The sequence below is a fragment of the Streptacidiphilus sp. PB12-B1b genome, from assembly GCF_014084125.1.
In the GTDB taxonomy this organism is placed as follows: domain Bacteria; phylum Actinomycetota; class Actinomycetes; order Streptomycetales; family Streptomycetaceae; genus Streptacidiphilus.
In genome coordinates this window covers 2,904,115-2,922,219 of the sequence record NZ_CP048405.1, presented here as the reverse complement: position 1 = coordinate 2,922,219, position 18,105 = coordinate 2,904,115, and the positions used below count along the sequence as shown (strand labels likewise).

The 18,105-nt window shown below is 74.1% G+C and carries 14 protein-coding genes; 3 read left to right on the top strand and 11 right to left on the bottom strand.

All coding sequences use genetic code 11. The features are described from left to right. Positions 1–9: 9 nt before the first annotated feature. Positions 10–1,248, bottom strand: a complete 1,239-nt coding sequence (locus GXW83_RS13235; protein WP_182443271.1) for a peptidase S8 — start codon at positions 1,246–1,248, stop codon at positions 10–12. A 386-nt stretch (positions 1,249–1,634) separates the two neighbouring features. Between GXW83_RS13235 and GXW83_RS13230 the strand changes: the two genes are divergently transcribed. Then, complete coding sequence (locus tag GXW83_RS13230; protein WP_182443270.1) at positions 1,635–2,276, top strand: VOC family protein; 642 nt, start codon at positions 1,635–1,637, stop codon at positions 2,274–2,276. 23 nt (positions 2,277–2,299) lie between these two features. On the opposite strand, the gene GXW83_RS13225 is transcribed toward GXW83_RS13230, so the two are convergent. The 5 genes from GXW83_RS13225 to GXW83_RS13205 all read right to left on the bottom strand — a co-directional run bounded on the left by GXW83_RS13225 (position 2,300) and on the right by GXW83_RS13205 (position 10,047). Next, positions 2,300–3,691 (bottom strand): sulfatase-like hydrolase/transferase, encoded by a 1,392-nt coding sequence (locus GXW83_RS13225; protein WP_225446948.1) that lies wholly within the window; start codon positions 3,689–3,691, stop codon positions 2,300–2,302. Positions 3,692–3,951: 260 nt separating this feature from the next. Continuing rightward, a complete protein-coding gene (locus tag GXW83_RS13220) occupies positions 3,952–4,434 on the bottom strand; it encodes a peroxiredoxin (protein WP_182443268.1) in 483 nt (160 codons plus the stop codon). Between the two features lie 164 nt (positions 4,435–4,598). Beyond that, positions 4,599–5,144 carry a PadR family transcriptional regulator gene (locus tag GXW83_RS13215; protein ID WP_182443267.1) on the bottom strand — a complete coding sequence of 182 codons (546 nt, stop codon included), beginning with the start codon at positions 5,142–5,144 and terminating at the stop codon, positions 4,599–4,601. 58 nt (positions 5,145–5,202) lie between these two features. Further along, positions 5,203–7,227, bottom strand: coding sequence for an NADPH-dependent 2,4-dienoyl-CoA reductase (locus GXW83_RS13210; protein WP_182443266.1), 2,025 nt, complete (start codon positions 7,225–7,227; stop codon positions 5,203–5,205). Between the two features lie 120 nt (positions 7,228–7,347). Next, a complete protein-coding gene (locus tag GXW83_RS13205) occupies positions 7,348–10,047 on the bottom strand; it encodes an AAA family ATPase (protein WP_182443265.1) in 2,700 nt (899 codons plus the stop codon). A gap of 286 nt (positions 10,048–10,333) precedes the next feature. Between GXW83_RS13205 and GXW83_RS13200 the strand changes: the two genes are divergently transcribed. Together GXW83_RS13200 and GXW83_RS13195 are read left to right on the top strand one after the other, a co-directional pair. Continuing rightward, entirely contained in the window at positions 10,334–12,553 is a 2,220-nt protein-coding gene (locus GXW83_RS13200; protein ID WP_225446947.1) for a family 2 encapsulin nanocompartment cargo protein terpene cyclase, read from the top strand. 110 nt (positions 12,554–12,663) lie between these two features. After that, entirely contained in the window at positions 12,664–13,431 is a 768-nt protein-coding gene (locus tag GXW83_RS13195; RefSeq protein WP_182443264.1) for a class I SAM-dependent methyltransferase, read from the top strand. 39 nt (positions 13,432–13,470) lie between these two features. Here the strand turns inward: GXW83_RS13195 and GXW83_RS13190 are convergent, their stop codons facing one another. The 5 genes from GXW83_RS13190 to GXW83_RS13170 all read right to left on the bottom strand — a co-directional run bounded on the left by GXW83_RS13190 (position 13,471) and on the right by GXW83_RS13170 (position 17,988). Continuing rightward, the gene (locus tag GXW83_RS13190; RefSeq protein WP_182443263.1) at positions 13,471–14,571 is read right to left on the bottom strand and encodes a hypothetical protein; all 1,101 of its coding nucleotides are present in this window, start codon (positions 14,569–14,571) and stop codon (positions 13,471–13,473) included. Positions 14,572–14,721: 150 nt separating this feature from the next. Next, on the bottom strand, positions 14,722–16,152 hold the full coding sequence (gene purB, locus GXW83_RS13185) for an adenylosuccinate lyase (RefSeq protein WP_182443262.1): 1,431 nt from the start codon (positions 16,150–16,152) through the stop codon (positions 14,722–14,724). A gap of 44 nt (positions 16,153–16,196) precedes the next feature. Then, positions 16,197–16,688, bottom strand: a complete 492-nt coding sequence (locus GXW83_RS13180) for a MarR family winged helix-turn-helix transcriptional regulator (RefSeq protein ID WP_182443261.1) — start codon at positions 16,686–16,688, stop codon at positions 16,197–16,199. 140 nt (positions 16,689–16,828) lie between these two features. Beyond that, positions 16,829–17,233, bottom strand: coding sequence for a DUF3037 domain-containing protein (locus GXW83_RS13175; protein ID WP_182443260.1), 405 nt, complete (start codon positions 17,231–17,233; stop codon positions 16,829–16,831). Then, positions 17,230–17,988 (bottom strand): HipA family kinase, encoded by a 759-nt coding sequence (locus GXW83_RS13170; protein ID WP_182443259.1) that lies wholly within the window; start codon positions 17,986–17,988, stop codon positions 17,230–17,232. Before GXW83_RS13170 ends, GXW83_RS13175 begins: the two co-directional genes overlap by 4 nt. Positions 17,989–18,105 lie beyond the last annotated feature (117 nt).

Below are 18,105 nucleotides of genomic sequence, written 5' to 3'. Positions count from 1 at the left end.
GTGCGGGGCTCAGAAGGCGCCCAGGCCGTTCGGCGTGCCCAGACCGGTCGGGCCGTCGTAGCCGACCTCGGCGGTGCACAGGTACGCCGGGGAGCAGCTGGCGGTGGAGCCGGTGGTGACGTCGTTCAGCGAGCCGGTGTGGGCGTACGGCAGCGAGGACGGGTAGCTGACGGTCGGGGTGCCGGCGTCCGCGTAGACGGCCGCGATCAGCGGGGAGGCGACGCTGGTGCCGCCGAAGACCTCCCAGCCCGGGTCGCCGCCGTAGGTGTCGTAGACGGCGACGCCGGTGGCCGGGTCGGCCACGGCGGAGACGTCGGCGACGGTGCGCTTGGAGCAGCCGGTGTCCTTCTGCCAGCTGGGCTTGGCGTCGTCCTTGGAGCAGCCGGAGCCGGCGCCCTCGGAGCTGCTGGTGGACCAGACCGACTCGGTCCAGCCGCGGGCGTTGGAGGCGGTGGACAGCGAGGTGCCGCCGACGGCGGTCACGTACTGCGAGGCCGCCGGGTACTCGACGCCGTAGCCGCCGTCACCCGAGCTGGCGGTGATGACCACGTCGGGGTGGTTGTAGTACTTGGTGTCGTACGACGAGTCGGAGGAGGACTCCGAGCCGCCGTAGCTGTTGGAGACGAACTTGGCGCCGAGCTTGACCGCCTCGTTGACGGCGGTGCCCAGGTTGGCGGTGGTCGCCGACTTGGCCTCGACCAGGATGATGTGGGCGTTCGGGGCGATCGCGGAGACCATGTCGAGGTCCAGCGACTCCTCCTCGGCCCATCCGGCGTCGGCGCTGGGCAGGGTGCTGGTGCCGGTCTGGCTGACCTGCTTGAAGCAGCCGCTGGCGACGGTGCAGGCCGGCAGGCCGAACTGGCTTCTGTAGGTGGCCATGTCGCTGGCGGCGTTGGGGTCGTTGTTGGAGTCCACGATGGCGACGGTCTGGCCCGCGCCGCCGTTGGCCGGCAGGTTGTAGGCGCTGAGCAGGCTGCTCGGGCCGTAGCCGGAGGGGGCGGCGTTGGCGGTCAGGCCCAGGGCGTGGACGTGCTCGGTGGTGTTGGTGACGCGCAGCGCGTTGCAGGCCATCTCACCGGCGGCGTGGACCACGGCACAGGAGCGCACCCAGGTGGCTCCGCCGTGGGCGGCGGGGGTCTGGGCGCCGGCCGGGGCGGCGGCGAGGATTCCGCTGACGGCCAGGGCGGCCGTGCCGAGCAGGGGAAGCGCGATCCGTCGGGCGGACGCGAACTTCGAGTGGGTACGCAACGTACTGCCTCCAGATATGGATGAACCGGGGGACGAGCGAGGAACGCCGCGCGAGCGAGGTGGCGCCTGCGAGGGTCTGACGCAGGTGGTACCTGCTGCCTCCCCGGTCCGGGGTGGCAGCTTGGCGAGGACTCTAGTGAGTTGACCAGGACTCGACAAGAGACAAATGGGAAGCAGATCATCTGGTTGTATGCAGGCGGCGGCCACCCTCCGTTCACCACCGCATCCTTCGTGTACCCGGACTCCGACTCCGGCCGACGGCGAGGGAGTTCGGCGTCCGCCGGGTCGCCGGGCTGCTCCGCCAGACGCGCGAACCTCGCCCCCGGCTCCGGCGTGGCGGTCGGCCCGAGCAGTCCGCCGCAGGTCAGCGCGGCAATGATGGCGCCATGCGACTCGACCACGTCTCCTACGCGGTGGCACGGGACAGCTTCGTCTCCACCGTCCAATGGCTCGGCTCCGCGCTGGGCGCGTCCTTCACCGACGGCGGGGTGCACCCGCGCTTCGGCACGCGCAACTTCGTCCTGCCGCTGGCCGGCGGCACCTATGTGGAGGTGGTGACGACGCTGGACCACCCCGCGGCGGACCGCGCCCTGTTCGGGCGGGCCGTCGCCGAGCGGGCCGCGCAGGGCGGCGGCTGGCTCGGCTGGGTGGTGGGCGTGGACGACATCGCGCCGATCGAGGCCCGGCTCGGCCGGACCGCCGACGAGGGCCACCGGGTCCGCCCCGACGGCTTCGACCTGCGCTGGAAGCAGATCGGCGTAAGGGAGTTGATCGAGGACCCGCAGCTGCCGTACTTCCTGCAGTGGCTGGTGGAGCCGGACGAGATCCCCTCGGCCGCGCCGCGCACGGCCACCCGGATCGAGGGCCTGTCGATCGCCGGGGAGTCGCAGGCCGTGCTGGAGTTCCTGGGCGAGCCGGTCGAGCACCCGCTCGACCGGACGAAGGTGACCTGGGTCGAGGCGGCGGACGAGGAGACCGGCCTGGTCGCCGTCGAGTTCGCCACCGCCCGCGGCCCGGTGACCATCTGACGTTCCGTCATTTCCGTTGCATCTCAGTACTGGTGTCCGAAGCGGACGCCCTCCAGCGGCAGCTCCCGGGCCTGCGCATCGACACGCCGCGGGCCCGGGTCGCGCGGCGGCGCGTCGGTGATCACCGGGGGCTTCTCCCCCACCAGTTCCATCCAGCGCAGCAGCGCCGCGCGCAGCTCGTCGGCGATCCCCCGGTGGGACTCCAGCCGGATCAGGTTGTCCAGTTCGTACGGGTCGGCGTCCAGGTCGTACAGCTCCGACTCGGTGTAGCGGTCCGCGCCCGGATCGTGCCAGGGGTGGACGCCGGGCGCGGTGACCGCGTACTTCCACCGGGCGGTCCGCACCGCGCGGCCCACCTGCGATTCGCTGATCTGCACGAACACCTCGGCCGGGCGCCCCGGGTCGGTGCCGCCGCCGACCAGTGGCAGGAACGAGCGGCCCTGCACCGTGGCCGGTACCGGCAGCCCGGCGGCCTGCAGCAGCGTCGGCATCAGGTCGACGGTGCCGACCGGCTGCCGGACCACCCCGCCGCCGGTGAAGCCGGGGCCGGTCAGCACCAGCGGAACCCGGATCGAGGCGTCGTGCGCCGAGCGCATGTACTCGTCGTTGCGGGTGCGGAAGTGCGAGCCGTGGTCGGAGGTCCAGGCCAGGACGGTGCGGTCGGCCAGATCCAGGCTGCGCAGCGCGTCCCGGAGCCGGGCCACGCCCTCGTCCACCCGCTTCAACTGGCCCAGGTATCCGGCGAGATGGCGGTGCGGGCTGCCGGCCGGGTCGTTGGGGTCGGCCAGCGCGGCCAGGTCCGGCGGCAGCCAACTGCCCTGGTAGCGCTCGGCGTAGCCGTCCGGCGCGGGGTAACTGTCGGTCTCCGGTTGGTGGTGCGGCTCCAGCAGCGAGACGAACAGCAGGAACGGCCGGTCGTGGTGGTCGGCGACGAAGCGCACCGCGGCGTCGAACAGGGCGTCGGAGCGGTAGCCGACCAGCCGCACCGGCCGGCCCTCGCCGTCGAAGACGACGGTCCGGTAGGCGTCGGAGGTGGTCTCCAGCAGTTCGCTGGACAGCCACTCCCGGTAGCCGCCCCGGGCCTCGGCCGGGACCGGGCCCGGCTCGCACTCCTCGCCCGCCAGCTGCCAGCTGCCGATGTGCCCGGTGGCGTAGCCGGCCTCGCCGAACACCCCGGCCAGGGTCGGCAGATCCCGGGGCAGCGGCAGTCCGTTGCGGAACACCCCGTGCACGGTGGCGTAGCAGCCGGTCTGCAGGGCGGCCCGGGCCGGGGCGCAGACCGGCTGCGGGCTGATCGCCACCTCGACGCTGGTGCCCTCGCGGGCGATCCGCTCCAGCTCGGGGGTCACTCCGCGGACGTCCCACCGTTGCTGGTCGGTGAGGACGACGACGACATTGGGCTGGGGTGCGGTCACGGTGCTTGGTCCGGTTCGGTGAGTCGCGGGGGTGCCGGGCAACGGCGCTGACGGAGCGTCAGCGGGCGGCACAGATGGCGCTGGCATGGCGACAGAAGTCGACATACCGGCAGCACACGAGGGTGACCCCGGATCTCATGCGGTCAGGATGGCAGCGCGATCAAGAGAGGGTCAATGTATGTCCACATACAAAGATCCCGCGTCCCACCGATCGGAGCGGCCCCCCGCGACCGGGCCGGTCACGGTCGCGGGGGCGCCGGTCAGCCCTGCTTCAGCGAGGCCAACTGCTCGGTGAGGGTGGGGATGTCGCGGAAGGTGAGCCCCAGCGCGGCGATGTGCTTCCAGCGCAGCACGCCGTCGGCGTCGACGATGAAGACCGAGCGCCGGACCAGGCTGCCCAGGCCGATGCCGTAGGCGGCGACGGCCTCCCGGCCGGTGTCGGCGAGCAGCGGCATCCGCAGGCTGTACTTGCGGGCGAAGCTCTCGTGGCTCTCGATGTCCTGGGTGCTGATGCCCCACACCGTCGCGCCGAGGTCGGTGAACGCCTCCAGCCCCGAGGAGTACGAGCACAGCTGCTTGGTGCAGACGGAGGTGTCGTCGCCGGGGTAGAAGGCCAGCACCACGGGGTGGCCGCGCTCCGCCGAGAGCGTGCGGTCGCTGCGGACCGCCTCGCCGTCGACGAACTGCACGGACGGCAGGGTGAAGTCGGGGGCGGGCTGCCCCAGTTCGGGCGACTTGGCCATGGTGGGAACTCCTGGCGTCGGGGCTGAGGGTGGGCTGCGGAGCGCTGGTGCGTCGCACACCTGGCTCGCTGTGCCTGATGCTACGGCCCTCGGCGACCCCCGGTGACCAGCCCCGGCGACCAGCCCCGGCGACCGGGCCCGGCGGCCGGGCCTCGGGCGCCGCGTCAGTCGTCCGGCCCGGACAGTTCGGCGGCGGCCCGGGTGAGCCAGTCGATCCAGTGCGTCTCCAGGCCGATCCCGGCCTCCAGGACGAGGTGGTGCAGCCGGGCCCGGGCGTCCGGGCGGTCGCCGCCGAAGTCGCGGCGCTCGATCTCCCGGTACTCGGCCAACTGCTGCCGGTGCAGCTCGAGGTGGCGCCGGAACTCGGCCTCCAGGCCGTGGACGCTGTCGCCGCCGACCGCCGCGGCCGCGCGCAGCCGCAGCAGCAGGGCGTCCCGGTGCGGCTTGGGGTCCTGGTCCTCGGCGATCCAGCCGATCAGCTCGGCCTGCCCGGCGGGCAGCACCTCGTACTCCTTGCGCTGCCCCCGGGAGGGCTGTTGCGGCAGCGGCCGGATCAGCCCGGCCTGCTCCAGCTTGCCCAGTTCGCGGTAGATCTGCTGGTGGGTGGCGGACCAGAAGAAGCCGATCGAACGGTCGAACCGGCGGGTCAGCTCGAGGCCGGACGACGGCCGCTCCAGCAGGGCGGTGAGGATGGCGTGCTGGAGCGACATGGGCCGGGTACCTCTCGTTGCCTCGGGGCGGGGGCCCAGCTTCTCAGATCCGCGCCGGTCAGATCTCCGCGGCCAGCTGCGTGCCCTGCTGGACGGCCCGTTTGGCGTCCAGCTCGGCGGCGACGTCCGCGCCGCCGATGAGGTGGGCGGTGCGTCCGGCGCGCAGCAGGCCCTCGTACAGGTCGCGGCGCGGCTCCTGGCCGGTGCAGAGCACCACGGTGTCCACGGCCAGGGTGTGCTCCCGGCCGTCGACGGTGATGTGCAGGCCGTCGTCGTCGATGCGCCGGTAGGTCACCCCGGGGAGCATGGTCACGCCGCGGTGCTTGAGCTCGGCGCGGTGGATCCAGCCGGTGGTCCGGCCCAGGCCGGCCCCGACCTTGCTGGTCTTGCGCTGCAGCAGGTGGACCTGGCGCGGCGCGGGCTCGCGGCGGGCCCCGCCCAGGCCGCCGCGCTCCTGGTAGCCGGTGTCCACGCCCCACTGCTCGAAGAAGACGCCGGGGGTGAGCGCGGCCCGGTTGCCCGGGTCGGTCAGGTACTCGGCGACGTCGAAGCCGATGCCGCCCGCGCCCAGCACCGCCACCCGCGCGCCGACCGGGGCGCCGTGCCGGAGCACGTCCAGGTAGCCGACGACGCTGGGGTGGTCGGCGCCGGGGATCTCCGGGGTCCGCGGCGTGACGCCGGCGGCGATGACCAGCTCGTCGAAGTCCTCGGCGAGCAGGCCGTCCACGGTGGCGGTGGTGTTCAGCCGCAGCTCGATGCCGTCCTCCTCGGCGATGCGGGTGCGGAAGTAGCGCAGGGTCTCCTCGAACTCCTGCTTGCCGGGCACCTGGCGGGCGGTGTTGAGCTGGCCGCCGATCTCGGCGGCGGAGTCGATCAGGGTGACCGCGTGGCCGCGCTCGGCGGCGGAGACGGCGAACGCCAGACCGGCCGGGCCCGCGCCGACCACGCCGATCCGCTTGCGGGTCCGGGTGGGCGCGAGCACCAGCTCGGTCTCGTGGCAGGCGCGCGGGTTGACCAGGCAGGAGGTGATCCGGCCGCTGAAGGTGTGGTCCAGGCAGGCCTGGTTGCAGCCGATGCAGGTGTTGATGGTGTCGGGCCGTCCGCGCCGGGCCTTGGCGACGAACTCGGGGTCGGCCAGCAGCGGGCGGGCCAGCGAGACCATGTCGGCGACGCCGTCGGCGAGCAACTGCTCGGCCAGCTCGGGGGTGTTGATCCGGTTGCTGGTGATCAGCGGGACCGAGACCGATCCCATCAGCCGCTGGGTGACCCAGGTGTAGGCGCCGCGCGGCACGGAGGCGGCGATGGTGGGGATGCGCGCCTCGTGCCAGCCGATGCCGGTGTTGATCAGGGTGGCGCCCGCCGCCTCGATCTCCTTGGCGAGCTGCACCACCTCGTCCAGGCTGGAGCCGCCCTGGACCAGGTCCAGCATGGACAGCCGGTAGATCAGGATGAACTCGGGCCCGACCGCGGCCCGGATGCGGCGGACGATCTCCACCGCGAAGCGGATGCGGCCGGCGTAGTCCCCGCCCCAGCGGTCGGTGCGGTGGTTGGTGGCGGCGGCGATGAACTCGTTGATCAGGTAGCCCTCGGAGCCCATCACCTCGACCCCGTCGTACCCGGCGAGCCGGGCCAGCCGGGCGGCCCGGACGAAGTCCTCGACGGTCTGCTCGACCTCGTCGTCGGCCAGCGCGCGCGGGGTGAACCTGCTGATGGGGGCCTGCAGGGCGGAGGGCGCGACCAGATCGGGGTGGTGCGCGTAGCGGCCGAAGTGCAGGATCTGCAGGGCGATCCGGCCGCCCTCGCGGTGGACGGCGGCGGTGACCGCCGCGTGTTCCTCGGCCTCCGCCTCGGTGGTGAGCCGGGCCCCGCCGACGCCCGGGCGGCCGGCGTCGTTGGGGGCGATCCCGCCGGTGACCATCAGGCCGACGCCGCCGCGCGCGCGGGTGGCGTAGAACTCGGCCATCCGCTCGAACCCGCGCGGGGCCTCCTCCAGCCCGACGTGCATGGAGCCCATGAGCACGCGGTTGGGCAGGGTGGTGAAGCCCAGGTCCAGCGGGCTCAGCAGATGGGGGTACGCAGTCATGGGCCTACTCCTCGCGCGGTCTCGTTGTGCCAGTTCTAGACCAGCCCCACGAGTTTTGCAACAAGGTGCACAATGAGCTGCGCCACTCCGCGCGCCCGCACGCCGCCCGGCAGCGGCCCCTCAGTCCTCCCCCGACAGGTCGCCCCCGCCCGTTTCCAGCTCCCGGCGGGCTTGCTCGGCCAGGCCGTCCGCCGCGCAGGCCCGGGCCAGCTCCAGCGCCCGGCGCAGCTGCTCCCCGGCCCGCCCGGCCTGCCCCTGTGCGCGCAGCGCCCGAGCGAGGTCGAACACCGCCAGCGCCTGCTCGTACGGGGCGGAGCAGCGCTCCATCAGCCGCACCGACCGCTCCAGCAGCGCCAGCCGCTCCCCGCCCCCGGCCAGCTCCGCGCAGGAGCGCAGCTCCATGGCGACGGCGGAGGCCGCGCCGAAGCCCTCGGCCCGGGCCAGCGCGTCCTGCGCGATCGCGCGGGCCAGATCCGGCCGGCCCAGGGCGGCCTGGGCCGAGGCCAGCCGCCGCTGCCAGCTGCACCAGCCCGGATTGCGCATCTCCCGGGCGTCCAGCCGCTCCCCGGCCTCGGCCAGTTCGGCGACGGCGCCCGCGTGGTCGCCCAGGGCGCTCAGCAGCACGCCGCGCACCGTCTGCGCGTCCGGGAAGACCACCGCCGCCGAGTAGGGGGCGTGGAACCCGTAGCGCCGGGCCAGCGCCGCCGCCTCGTCCACGCTGCCGCGGGCGACCAGCACCGCGATCAGCGTGCCGACCGCGTACCAGTGCACCGGCAGGCCCTCGCCGACCCGGTTGGCGATCTCCAGGCCGAGCCGGGCACTGCGCTCGGCCTCGGCCAGGTTGCCGCAGCGGTAGCGGGCGTAGCCGAGGATGGTGTGGGCGAAGGAGAGGTGCGCGCCGCGCCAGCCCGCCTCCTCGAACTCGGCGATACCGGCCGCGAACAGCTGTTCGCACCGCTCCGGGCGGTCGGCGTACATGTAGCCCAGCGCGGTGAGCACCGGCACCTCGAAGGCCCAGTCCCGGTCGGTCCAGCTGAGGCCGCCGGCCAGCGCCAGGTCGGCGAAGTGCAGCACGGTGTCCCGGTGCTCGCCGCGCACCACCGCGTCCCAGGCCCGCAGCCCCAGGACGTAGCGCCCGGCGACGGAGGTGTCCTGCTCCTCCTCGATCCGCGCGGCCAGCTCCGCCAGCCGGGCCGAGCGGGCCGCGGAGCCCTGCTCGGCGGCGTCGAAGGCGCACCACATCAGGTTCCACACCTGGAGCCGCAGCCAGTCCCGACGGGACTCGGCGGTGCGGGCGGCCTCGGCGGTCACCCGCTCCGCCTCCAGCAGCTGGTTGCTGTGGGCCAGCGACTGGGCGAGCCAGACGGTCACCCCCACCCGCAGCTCCTCCGGCAGCCCGGGCTCGGCGAGCGCGGCCCGCAGGTGACCGGCGGTGGACGCCGGGTCGTACAGCAGGGTGGAGCAGCCCAGCTCGAACAGCACCCAGGCGCGCTGGTCGCGGCGCGGCGGCTCCTGCAACGCCCGGGCCAGGCAGCGCTGCGCGGTCTCCGGTGCCCCGGCCTTCATGAACAGCCCTGCGGCCTCGCGGAGTTGGTCCACCACGGCGTCGTCGCCCTGCGGCGGCACCTCGAACCAGTGGCGGGCGGCCGTCACCGGGCCGCGCCCGGCGTCCAGCACGGCCCAGCCCGCACGGGCGTGCATCCCGGTGCGCAGCTCGCCGGGAATGCTCCGGTAGACCGAGGTGGCGATCAACGGGTGGACGAACTCCAGTATCTGACTGCCGGTCAGGATGCGTGCGGTGCGCAGCCGTTCGGCCGCGTCGGCGGCCTCCGCGGGGGTCTGCCCGGCGACGGCGGCGGCCAGGTCCAGCGGGGTGTGGATGCCGAGCACGGCCACCGCCCAGGCCAGCGCGGTCGCCGCGCTGCCCAGCCGCTCCAGCCGGGCGATCAGCCCGCTGCCCTGGGTGGCCGAGGCGGCCTCGCGCAGCTGCGGGCAGGACGCCTCCACCGGCGGCAGGCCGCGCTCCTGGGCCTTGGCGACCAGCTCCACCGTCTCGAAGGGGTTGCCCGCGGTGACCGCCCAGACCTCGCGGCAGAACGCCTCCGTCGCGGACGGCACGCCGTACATGGCGTGCACCATCGCCGAGACGGCCTCCGGCGTCAGCGCCGCCAGCCCGATCGGGCGGCTGCCGTTGCGGGCCGCCATCTGCCTGAACGCCTCGGCGCCGGGCGGCAGTTCGTCCGGGCGGTAGGCGGTGGCCAGCAGCACCGGCAGATCCTCGGCCCGGGCGGCGAAGGAGGCCAGCCAGGCCAGCGACTCGGCGTCGGCCCAGTGCGCGTCGTCCACCACCAGCACCAGCGGCCCGCGCGAGACCGCCAGGTGGGTGACCACCCAGTCCAGGCCGTCGCGGACGCCCTGCGGGTCCGGCGCGGCCGCCGGTGCGTCGCCACCGTCGGCGGCCAGCCCCACCGCCACCGCGAGGATCTCGTACCAGCCGCCCAGCAGTTCGCGCTGCCCCGCCTCGCCGACCTCGCCGAGCAGCGGCCGCAGCAGGCTGCGGACCACGTGGAACGCCGACAGCTGCTCCTGCTCGCCGCCGCGCGCGGAGAGCACCAGCAGCCCCCTGGCAGCGGCGCCCCCGTGCACCCGGTCCAGCAGGCTGGTCTTGCCCAGCCCGGCCGCGCCGGTGTACACCAGCAGCCCGCCGCCACGGCCGCCGGACCGGGCCGCCAGGGCGTCCAACGCCCGCTCGGCAGCCGCGAGTTCGGCGTCCCGCTCGAGAAGCCCGGTGCCGGTCGCGGTTGGTGTCTGCTCTGCCACCCTCAGGAGCCTAGCGCCCGGAAGTTGCCTGCACACGGGGTTGCGGCGGACTGGTCCCGGCGGTCCGCGCGACCCCGGGCGGGCCGCCCTGTCCCGATTCCGGGGCGCTCAATCCCGACCGGGCCGAATTCACCTATACGAGCGGCGCCGCAGGGCGTCCGTTGTCCACCGCGGCAGCCGGACCTACCGTTGAGCCGGACGACGATCACCCCCGGCCGCCGCTCCGGGCCGCACCGAACAGTTCTTGACGGACCATCAGTGGATCACGTGAAAGGTACTGGCGTCGATGCCGCAACCGTTCCAGCTCCCCGCCTTCTACATGCCGTACCCGGCACGGCTGAACCCGCACCTGGAGAGCGCCCGGACGCACTCCAAGGCGTGGGCCCGGGAGATGACGATGATCGAGGGCTCCGGCATCTGGGACGAGCGGACCTTCGACGCGCACGACTACGCCCTGCTGTGCGCCTACACCCACCCGGACTGCGACGCCGAGGCGCTCGCCCTGGTCACCGACTGGTACGTGTGGGTGTTCTTCTTCGACGACCACTTCCTCGACATCTTCAAGCGCAGCCGGGACATGGCCGGCGCCAAGGCGTACCTGGACCGGCTGTCCGCGTTCATGCCGCTGGACGGGGTGGCACCGGCGTTGGAGCCCACCAACCAGGTCGAGGCGGGTCTGGCCGACCTGTGGGCCCGCACCGTGCCGTCGATGTCGCAGGGCTGGCGCGCCCGCTTCGCCGAGAGCACCCAGCACCTGCTGGAGGAGTCGCTCTGGGAGCTGAACAACATCAACGAGAACCGGGTCTCCAACCCGGTCGAGTACATCGAGATGCGGCGCAAGGTCGGCGGCGCGCCCTGGTCGGCCGGGCTGGTCGAGTACGCCGTCGGCGCCGAGGTGCCGGACGTGATCGCCGCCAGCCGCCCGATGCGGGTGCTCAAGGACACCTTCTCGGACGGCGTGCACCTGCGCAACGACCTGTTCTCGTACCAGCGCGAGGTCGAGGACGAGGGCGAGATGGCCAACGGCGTGCTGGTGCTGGAGCGCTTCCTGGGCTGCACCACCCAGGAGGCCGCCGAGGCCGTCAACGACCTGCTCACCTCCCGGCTGCACCAGTTCGAGCACACCTTCCTGACCGAGCTGGCCCCGCTGTTCGCCGAGCACGGCCTGGACCCGGCCTCCTGCGCGGACGTCATGGCGTACGCCAAGGGCCTGCAGGACTGGCAGTCCGGCGGCCACGAGTGGCACATGCGCTCCAGCCGCTACATGAACGGCGGCGGCGAGACGGCCGGCCCGGTGGAGCGGCTGCTGGACGGTCCGCTCGGCCTGGGCACCTCGGCGGTGCGGCTGCTCGGCTCCATCGCCGCCACCATGCCCGCCCGGCTGCGGGCCCACAGCCACGTGCCCTTCCGGCCCGTCGGCCACCTGCCGCTGCCCGACTTCCACATGCCGTTCACGGTCGCGCTCAGCCCGCACCTGGCGGCGGCCCGGGAGCACACCGCCGACTGGGGGCGGCGGATGGGCCTGTACGACGACCTTCCGCAGGTCTGGGACGAGGCCCGGCTGCGCGCCATCGACCTGCCGCTGTGCGCGGCCGGCATCCACCCGGACGCCACCCCGGAGCAGTTGGACCTCACCTCGGGCTGGCTGGCCTGGGGCACCTACGCGGACGACTACTACCCGGTGGTCTTCGGCCGCACCCCGGATCTGGCCGCCGCCCGGGCCTGCACCGAGCGGCTGGCCGCCTTCATGCCGCTGGACGCCGGAGCCCCGCCGCTGGTCCCGGTGAACGGCATGGAGCGCGGCCTGTCCGACCTGTGGACCCGCACGGCCGGTCCGATGGCCCCGGAGGCCCGGCGCGCCTTCCGGGCCGCCGTCGTGGCCATGACCGACAGCTGGCTGTGGGAGCTGGCGAACCAGAAGGAGAACCGGGTGCCGGACCCGGTGGACTACATCGAGATGCGGCGGCTGACCTTCGGCTCGGAGCTGACCATGAGTCTGTGCCGACTGGCCCACGGCCGGACGGTGCCGCCCGAGGTCTACCGCTCCCGGGCGGTCACCGAGATGGAGAAGGCGGCGGCCGACTACGCCTGCCTGATGAACGACGTCTTCTCCTACCAGAAGGAGATCCAGTTCGAGGGCGAGATCCACAACTGCGTGCTGGTGGTGGAGAACTTCTTCGACTGCGACCGCGACCAGGCGATGGCCGTCGTCAACGACCTGATGACCAGCCGGATGCAGCAGTTCGAGCACGTCTCCGAAGTCGAACTCCCGGCGCTGTACGACGACTTCGGCCTCAGTGCCGAGGCCCGGCAGACCCTGGACGGCTACGCCGGGGAGCTGCGCAACTGGATGGCCGGAATCCTGGGCTGGCACCTCGGCTGCTCCCGCTACGACGAGGCGACGCTGCTGCGCAACGCCGAGCCCCGGGTGCCCGCGCTGCCCGGCTTCGCCGCCACGCTGGGGATGTCCGCCGTCCGCTTCTGGGAGACGCCCGCACCGGCCTGACCGCACCGGCCTGACGCCTGCGGCCGGGCCGCCGCTGCCTGCCGACCGCTGCGGCCCGGCCGCCCGGAAATCCGTTCGCGTACCAGCGGTGCCGCTGGGATGATCGCGGCATGTCCGATTCCTTCGAGGCCCTCGTCGCCGAGGCCGGCTCCGTCGGCGTCGACGGCTGGGACTTCTCCTGGCTGGACGGCCGCGCCAGCGAACAGCGTCCCAGATGGGGCTACGCCCGGCTGATGGGCGAGCGGCTGGGCCGCGCCCGGGCCGCGCTGGATCTGCAGACCGGCGGCGGCGAGGTGCTGGCCGGGGCTCCCCGGCTGGCGCCGCTGACCGTGGCCACCGAGTCCTGGCCGCCCAACGTCGCCAAAGCGACCGCACTGCTGCACCCGCTGGGCGCCGCGGTCGTCGCGCACGAGGACGGCACCCCGCTGCCGTTCGCGGACGCCGCCTTCGACCTGGTCACCTGCCGCCACCCGGTGGACGTCCACTGGTCCGAGATCGCCCGGGTGCTGCGGCCCGGCGGCTGCTACCTCTCCCAGGAGGTCGGCCCGGCCAGCGTGTTCGAGCTGGTCGAGTTCTTCCTCGGCCCGCAGCCCGAGGACGTCCGCGACTCCCGCCACCCGGACCACTCGGTGGCGGGCGCGCGGGCCGCCGGGCTGACCGTGACCGACCTGCGCTCGGAGTCGCTGCGGACCGAGTTCCACGACATCGGCGCGGTGGTCTACTTCCTGCGCAAGGTCATCTGGATGGTCCCGGGCTTCACCGTCGAGCAGTACCGCGACCGGCTGCGCGAGCTGCACGAGCAGATCACCGCCGAGGGGCCGTTCGTGGCCACCACGACCCGGTTCCTGATCGAGGCCCGCAAGCCCGGGCAGGACTGACCGGGGCCCGGCCGAGGCGAAAACCCGGCCGAGGGCGGCTCACCCGGCGAACTCCCCGGCGAACTCGGTCCGGTCCGGGTAGAGCACCATCCGCCCGGGCGGGGTCCGCCCGGTCCAGCCGCCGCCCGGGCCGTGGTAGCGCGGGCACGCCAGCGACCAGGCCAGATTGCCGCTGAGCATCTGCGCCCAGGCGTCCAGGTAGGGCCGCAGCTCCGGGTGGTCGCCGCCGTGGGCGGCGTCCAGCGCGGCGGCCTCGGCGAAGAAGGCGTCCTCGGCGGCCCGGAGCCGGGCGCACAGCTCGTCCACGGCGGCCTGCAGCCCCAGGCCCCGGGTGCGGCGCAGCACGCCGACGGCGTTCATCGGCTCGTCGGCCGCGTACTCCTTGCGGTAGGAGAGCAGGTCGTTGACGAGGATGGTGTGCTCGAAGCAGGCGTCGTGGAAGGCCGCGAGCCGGGCCGGTTCCAGGGCCAGGTCCAGGCCCAGGCCGTGTTCGATGGCGACGCCGACCAGGTCGAAGGCGGCGTCGGCGCGGCGCACCGCCAGGTAGCCCGGGTAGTCGCGGACCGGCGCCGCGCTCTTGGCCGCGGCCCCGGCGATCACCTCGGAGAAGCCGGCCACGAAGCGGGCCCACAGCCGCGCCGGGACGCCCTCGCGCACCCGGGTCAGGGTCCGGGCCAGCAGCCGCAGGTGCGCCGAGCCGCCCTCGGCGTCGGCCCCGGCCAGGACGGCCAGGTACTGGTCGGCGCGGCCGGTCTCGGCGGAGTCGCCGTCGGTGACGTCGTCGAGCAGGAACAGCACCGAGGCGGCCAGGCAGATGCCCAGCAGCCGTTCGGCGTCGGCCGCGGGCAGCACCCGGCACATCAGGCTGACGCCCTCGCACTCGGCGAACAGCCGCTGCTCGGCGGCCAGTCCGACGCCGCCGACGCGCTCCCGGAACCAGGCGTCGTGCAGCTGCCGCACCTGCTGCCGGGCCGGGTGGTCCAGCGCCGCCGGGAGGCGCCCGGCGGGCAGGGCCAGCGCCAGCGCCAGGCCGGTCGCGGGCAGCGGCTCCCGGGGCAGCGGCTGGGGCGACGGCTCACCCGGCGGCGGCTCACCCGGCGGCGCGGGCAGGGGGTCGGGCAGGGAGGCGGTCGTCGTCATGGGCTGACCTCTCGTCGCCGCTGCTCCGACCCGCCGTCGAAGCGCTCCTGCTGACGATGATGCAGGCGCCCGCCGCCGGACCGGAACGGCCGGGCGGCGCAGGGCGCCCGAATTCACCGGTTCGCGGAGCCCCGCGCAGCCGACCGGGTGTCAGAGGATGTCGCCCGGCGTGTACTTCGCGGCCTCGGGGTATGCGGCGGCGACCGCCTCGACCCGCCGGACCACCTCGGCCACCTGCGCGGAGGCGGCGCCGGTGAAGGACAGCTTGTCGGCGAGCAGCGCGTCCAGGCCGGCCCGGTCCAGCGGGATGCGGTCGTCCTCGGCGAGGCGCTGCAGCAGCTGGTTCTCGCGGACCCCGGCGCGCATGGCCAGCGCCGAGGCGACGGCGTGCTCCTTGATGGCCTCGTGCGCGGTCTCCCGGCCGACGCCCGCGCGCACCGCCGCCATCAGCACCTTGGTGGTGCCCAGGAACGGCAGGTAGCGGTCCAGCTCGGCGGCGATGACGGCGGGGAAGGCGCCGAACTCGTCCAGGACGGTGAGGAAGGTCTCCAGCAGGCCGTCGAAGGCGAAGAAGGCGTCCGGCAGGGCGACCCGGCGCACCACCGAGCAGGAGACGTCGCCCTCGTTCCACTGGTCGCCGCCCAGCTCGGAGACCATGGAGGCGTAGCCGCGCAGGATCACCGCGAGGCCGTTGACGCGCTCGCAGGAGCGGGTGTTCATCTTGTGCGGCATCGCCGAGGAGCCGACCTGGCCCTCCTTGAAGCCCTCGGTGACCAGCTCGATCCCGGCCATCAGCCGGATGGTCTTGGCCAGGCTGCCGGGCCCGGCGGCCAACTGCACCAGCGCCGACAGCACGTCGTAGTCCAGCGAGCGCGGGTAGACCTGGCCGACGCTGGTGAAGCCCTGCTGGAAGCCCAGGTGCTCGGCGACCCGCTGCTCCAGCTCGGCCAGCCGCTCCTGGTCGCCGCCGAGCAGGTCCAGCATGTCCTGGGAGGTGCCGACCGGGCCCTTGATCCCGCGCAGCGGGTAGCGGGCGATCAGCTCCTCCAGCCGCCGGAAGGCGACCAGGATCTCGTCGGCGGCGCTGGCGAAGCGCTTGCCGAGGGTGGTGGCCTGGGCGGCGACGTTGTGCGAGCGGCCGGTCATGACCAGCTCGCTGTGCTCGGCGGCGAGCGCGGCCAGCCGCACCAGCAGCGCCACCGTGCGGTCCCGGACGTGCTCCAGGGACTGCCGCACCTGGAGCTGCTCGACGTTCTCGGTGAGGTCGCGCGAGGTCATGCCCTTGTGGATCTGCTCGTGTCCGGCGAGGGCGCTGAACTCCTCGATCCGGGCCTTCACGTCGTGGCGGGTGATCCGCTCGCGGGCGGCGATCGACGCCAGGTCCACCTGGTCCACGACCCGCTCGTAGTCGGCGACGGCCCCCTCGGGCACGTCGATCCCCAGGTCGGCCTGGGCCTTGAGGACGGCCAGCCACAGCTGCCGCTCCAGGACGACCTTGTGCTCGGGGGACCACAGGCGGGTCAGCTCACCGGAGGCGTAGCGGGAGGCAAGGACATTGGGGATCTTCGGCTTCGCGGTCACGCTGAGCAAGCCTAACAGTCCAGGTGGGAGCGGTCCGCCCGGGCTCAGCGGGCGCCGGGGACGGCAGGGGCGCCCGCCGCCGGGAGCCCGGCCGCGGTGGCGTCGGCCAGGGCGCGGACCAGCGGCGCCAGCTCGGGGACGTCCCCGGCGGCGGCCAGCGCCCGGCTGAGCGCCGCGTCGTGGGTCGGCCGGGCCTCGGCCAGGCGTCCGCGCCCGGCCTCGGTCAGCTCGGTGTAGATGCCCCGGCGGTCGGTCGCGCACAGGTGCCGGGCGAGCAGGCCGTCCGCCTCCAGCCGGGTGACCAGCCGGGTGGTGGCGCTCTGGCTGAGCACCACGGCATCGGCCAGCTGCTGCATCCGCATGTGCCACTCGTCCTGCCGGGAGAGCACGTCCAGCACCGCGTACTCGCTGACGCTGAGCCCGTGCGCGGCCTGCAGCGCGCGCTCGATCTCGCCCTCGATCCTGGCGTGCAGCGCGGCGAGGGCACGCCACCCCTGCGCTCTGGTCTCCGCGGCTCCGTCGGACAGTGCAGTCATGGGCCCCACCGTACCGGGCGCGGGAAACCCCGCGCGCCCGCAAGCGGCGTCTGCAACCACCCGACCGCCCGCAGCCCGACCGCCCGACCGCAGCCGTCCAACCGCAGCCGTCCGACCGCAGCCGACCGCCCGGGCCGCCGCTACCGGACCAGCTGCTCCAGCAGCCGGGCCGCCTCGCCCTGCGGGTCGGCGGTCAGGCCGCAGTGGACCGGCCCGGGCTGGACGACGGTGCTGCGCGGCGCGGTCAGCCAGCGGAACCGGCGGCCCGGGTCGTCCGCCTCGGCCTGCCCGGCCGCGCCGCCCCCGGCGCAGACGTCGGCGACGGCGGCCAGCGCGGCGCGCACCGCGGCCACGTCCGCCTCCGGGTCCAGCGCCAGCAGCCGGGCCTCGTCCAGGTGGATCTCCGCGCGGACCAGGCCCGCCGGGCGGCAGTAGACCAGCACCCCGGCGTTGATCTGCTCGCCGCGCTCCACCCGGGGCACCACCCGCACCAGGGCGTACTCGAAGACCACCGGCGTGGTCAGCCCGCCCGTGACGTCGCTCATGCGGCCACCTCCGGGAGCCAGTCGCGGGGCCCGGCGGCCCGCCCGGCGAGCTGCGCCAGGTACGCCTCGCGGACCGAGTCGGCGGTGGCGAAGCCCGCCTCGTCCAGCAGCCACTCGTCCGGCACCAGCCCGAGCACCTCCCACAGCAGCCCGGTGGTGACCCGCTCGCCCAGCTCGGCGTCGGCGGCCGCCAGGTCCGGGGAGAAGCGCAACAGCGCGTGGTCCGAGGCGTCGTAGGGCCTGCGGGCGGAGGCGGCGGCGCGCGGCCAGTTGTGGTGGAAGATCAGGCTGGCGCCGTGGTCGATCAGCCACAGCTCGCCGCTGCGCACCAGCAGGTTGGGGTTGCGCCAGGAGCGGTCGACGTTGCCGATCAGGGCGTCGAACCAGACCACCCGCCCGGCCAGCTTCGGGTCCACCGGGAAGGCCAGCGGGTCGAAGCCGAGTGCCCGGGAGAGGAAGCCCATGCCCAGGTTGGTCCCGCCGGAGGCCTTGACCAGCTCCTGCACCTGCTGGTCCGGCTCGCCCAGGGCGATCACCGGGTCCACCCGGACCCGCAGCAGCTCCGGCACCGGCAGCCCGAGCCGCCGGGCCAGCTCACCCGCGACCACCTCCGCGACCAGCGCCTTCCGGCCCTGGGCGGCGCCGGTGAACTTGGCGACGTACAGACCGCCGTCGTCCCCGCCGACCAGGCCCGGCAGCGACCCGCCCTCCCGAAGGGGCGTCACATAGCGGACCGCCCGTACCTCACGCAGCATGGGGCACACCTTACCCATTCGTCCCGGGCACACCCGGACGCCTCAGCGCCACCGCCTGCAGTGGCACAGCCCTTGTGTGCGTGCGAGGGTTGCGGGCAGGAGACGACCCGGAGCCGT

Coding starts and splice junctions, on each gene's coding strand:
- GXW83_RS13210 (WP_182443266.1), bottom strand. CDS start 7,227: ATGACTGCGTACCCCCATCTGCTGAGCCCGCTGGACCTGGGCTTCACC.
- GXW83_RS13215 (WP_182443267.1), bottom strand. CDS start 5,144: ATGTCGCTCCAGCACGCCATCCTCACCGCCCTGCTGGAGCGGCCGTCG.
- GXW83_RS13195 (WP_182443264.1), top strand. CDS start 12,664: ATGTCCGATTCCTTCGAGGCCCTCGTCGCCGAGGCCGGCTCCGTCGGC.
- GXW83_RS13230 (WP_182443270.1), top strand. CDS start 1,635: ATGCGACTCGACCACGTCTCCTACGCGGTGGCACGGGACAGCTTCGTC.
- GXW83_RS13220 (WP_182443268.1), bottom strand. CDS start 4,434: ATGGCCAAGTCGCCCGAACTGGGGCAGCCCGCCCCCGACTTCACCCTG.
- GXW83_RS13170 (WP_182443259.1), bottom strand. CDS start 17,988: ATGCTGCGTGAGGTACGGGCGGTCCGCTATGTGACGCCCCTTCGGGAG.
- GXW83_RS13175 (WP_182443260.1), bottom strand. CDS start 17,233: ATGAGCGACGTCACGGGCGGGCTGACCACGCCGGTGGTCTTCGAGTAC.
- GXW83_RS13200 (WP_225446947.1), top strand. CDS start 10,334: ATGCCGCAACCGTTCCAGCTCCCCGCCTTCTACATGCCGTACCCGGCA.
- GXW83_RS13190 (WP_182443263.1), bottom strand. CDS start 14,571: ATGACGACGACCGCCTCCCTGCCCGACCCCCTGCCCGCGCCGCCGGGT.
- GXW83_RS13180 (WP_182443261.1), bottom strand. CDS start 16,688: ATGACTGCACTGTCCGACGGAGCCGCGGAGACCAGAGCGCAGGGGTGG.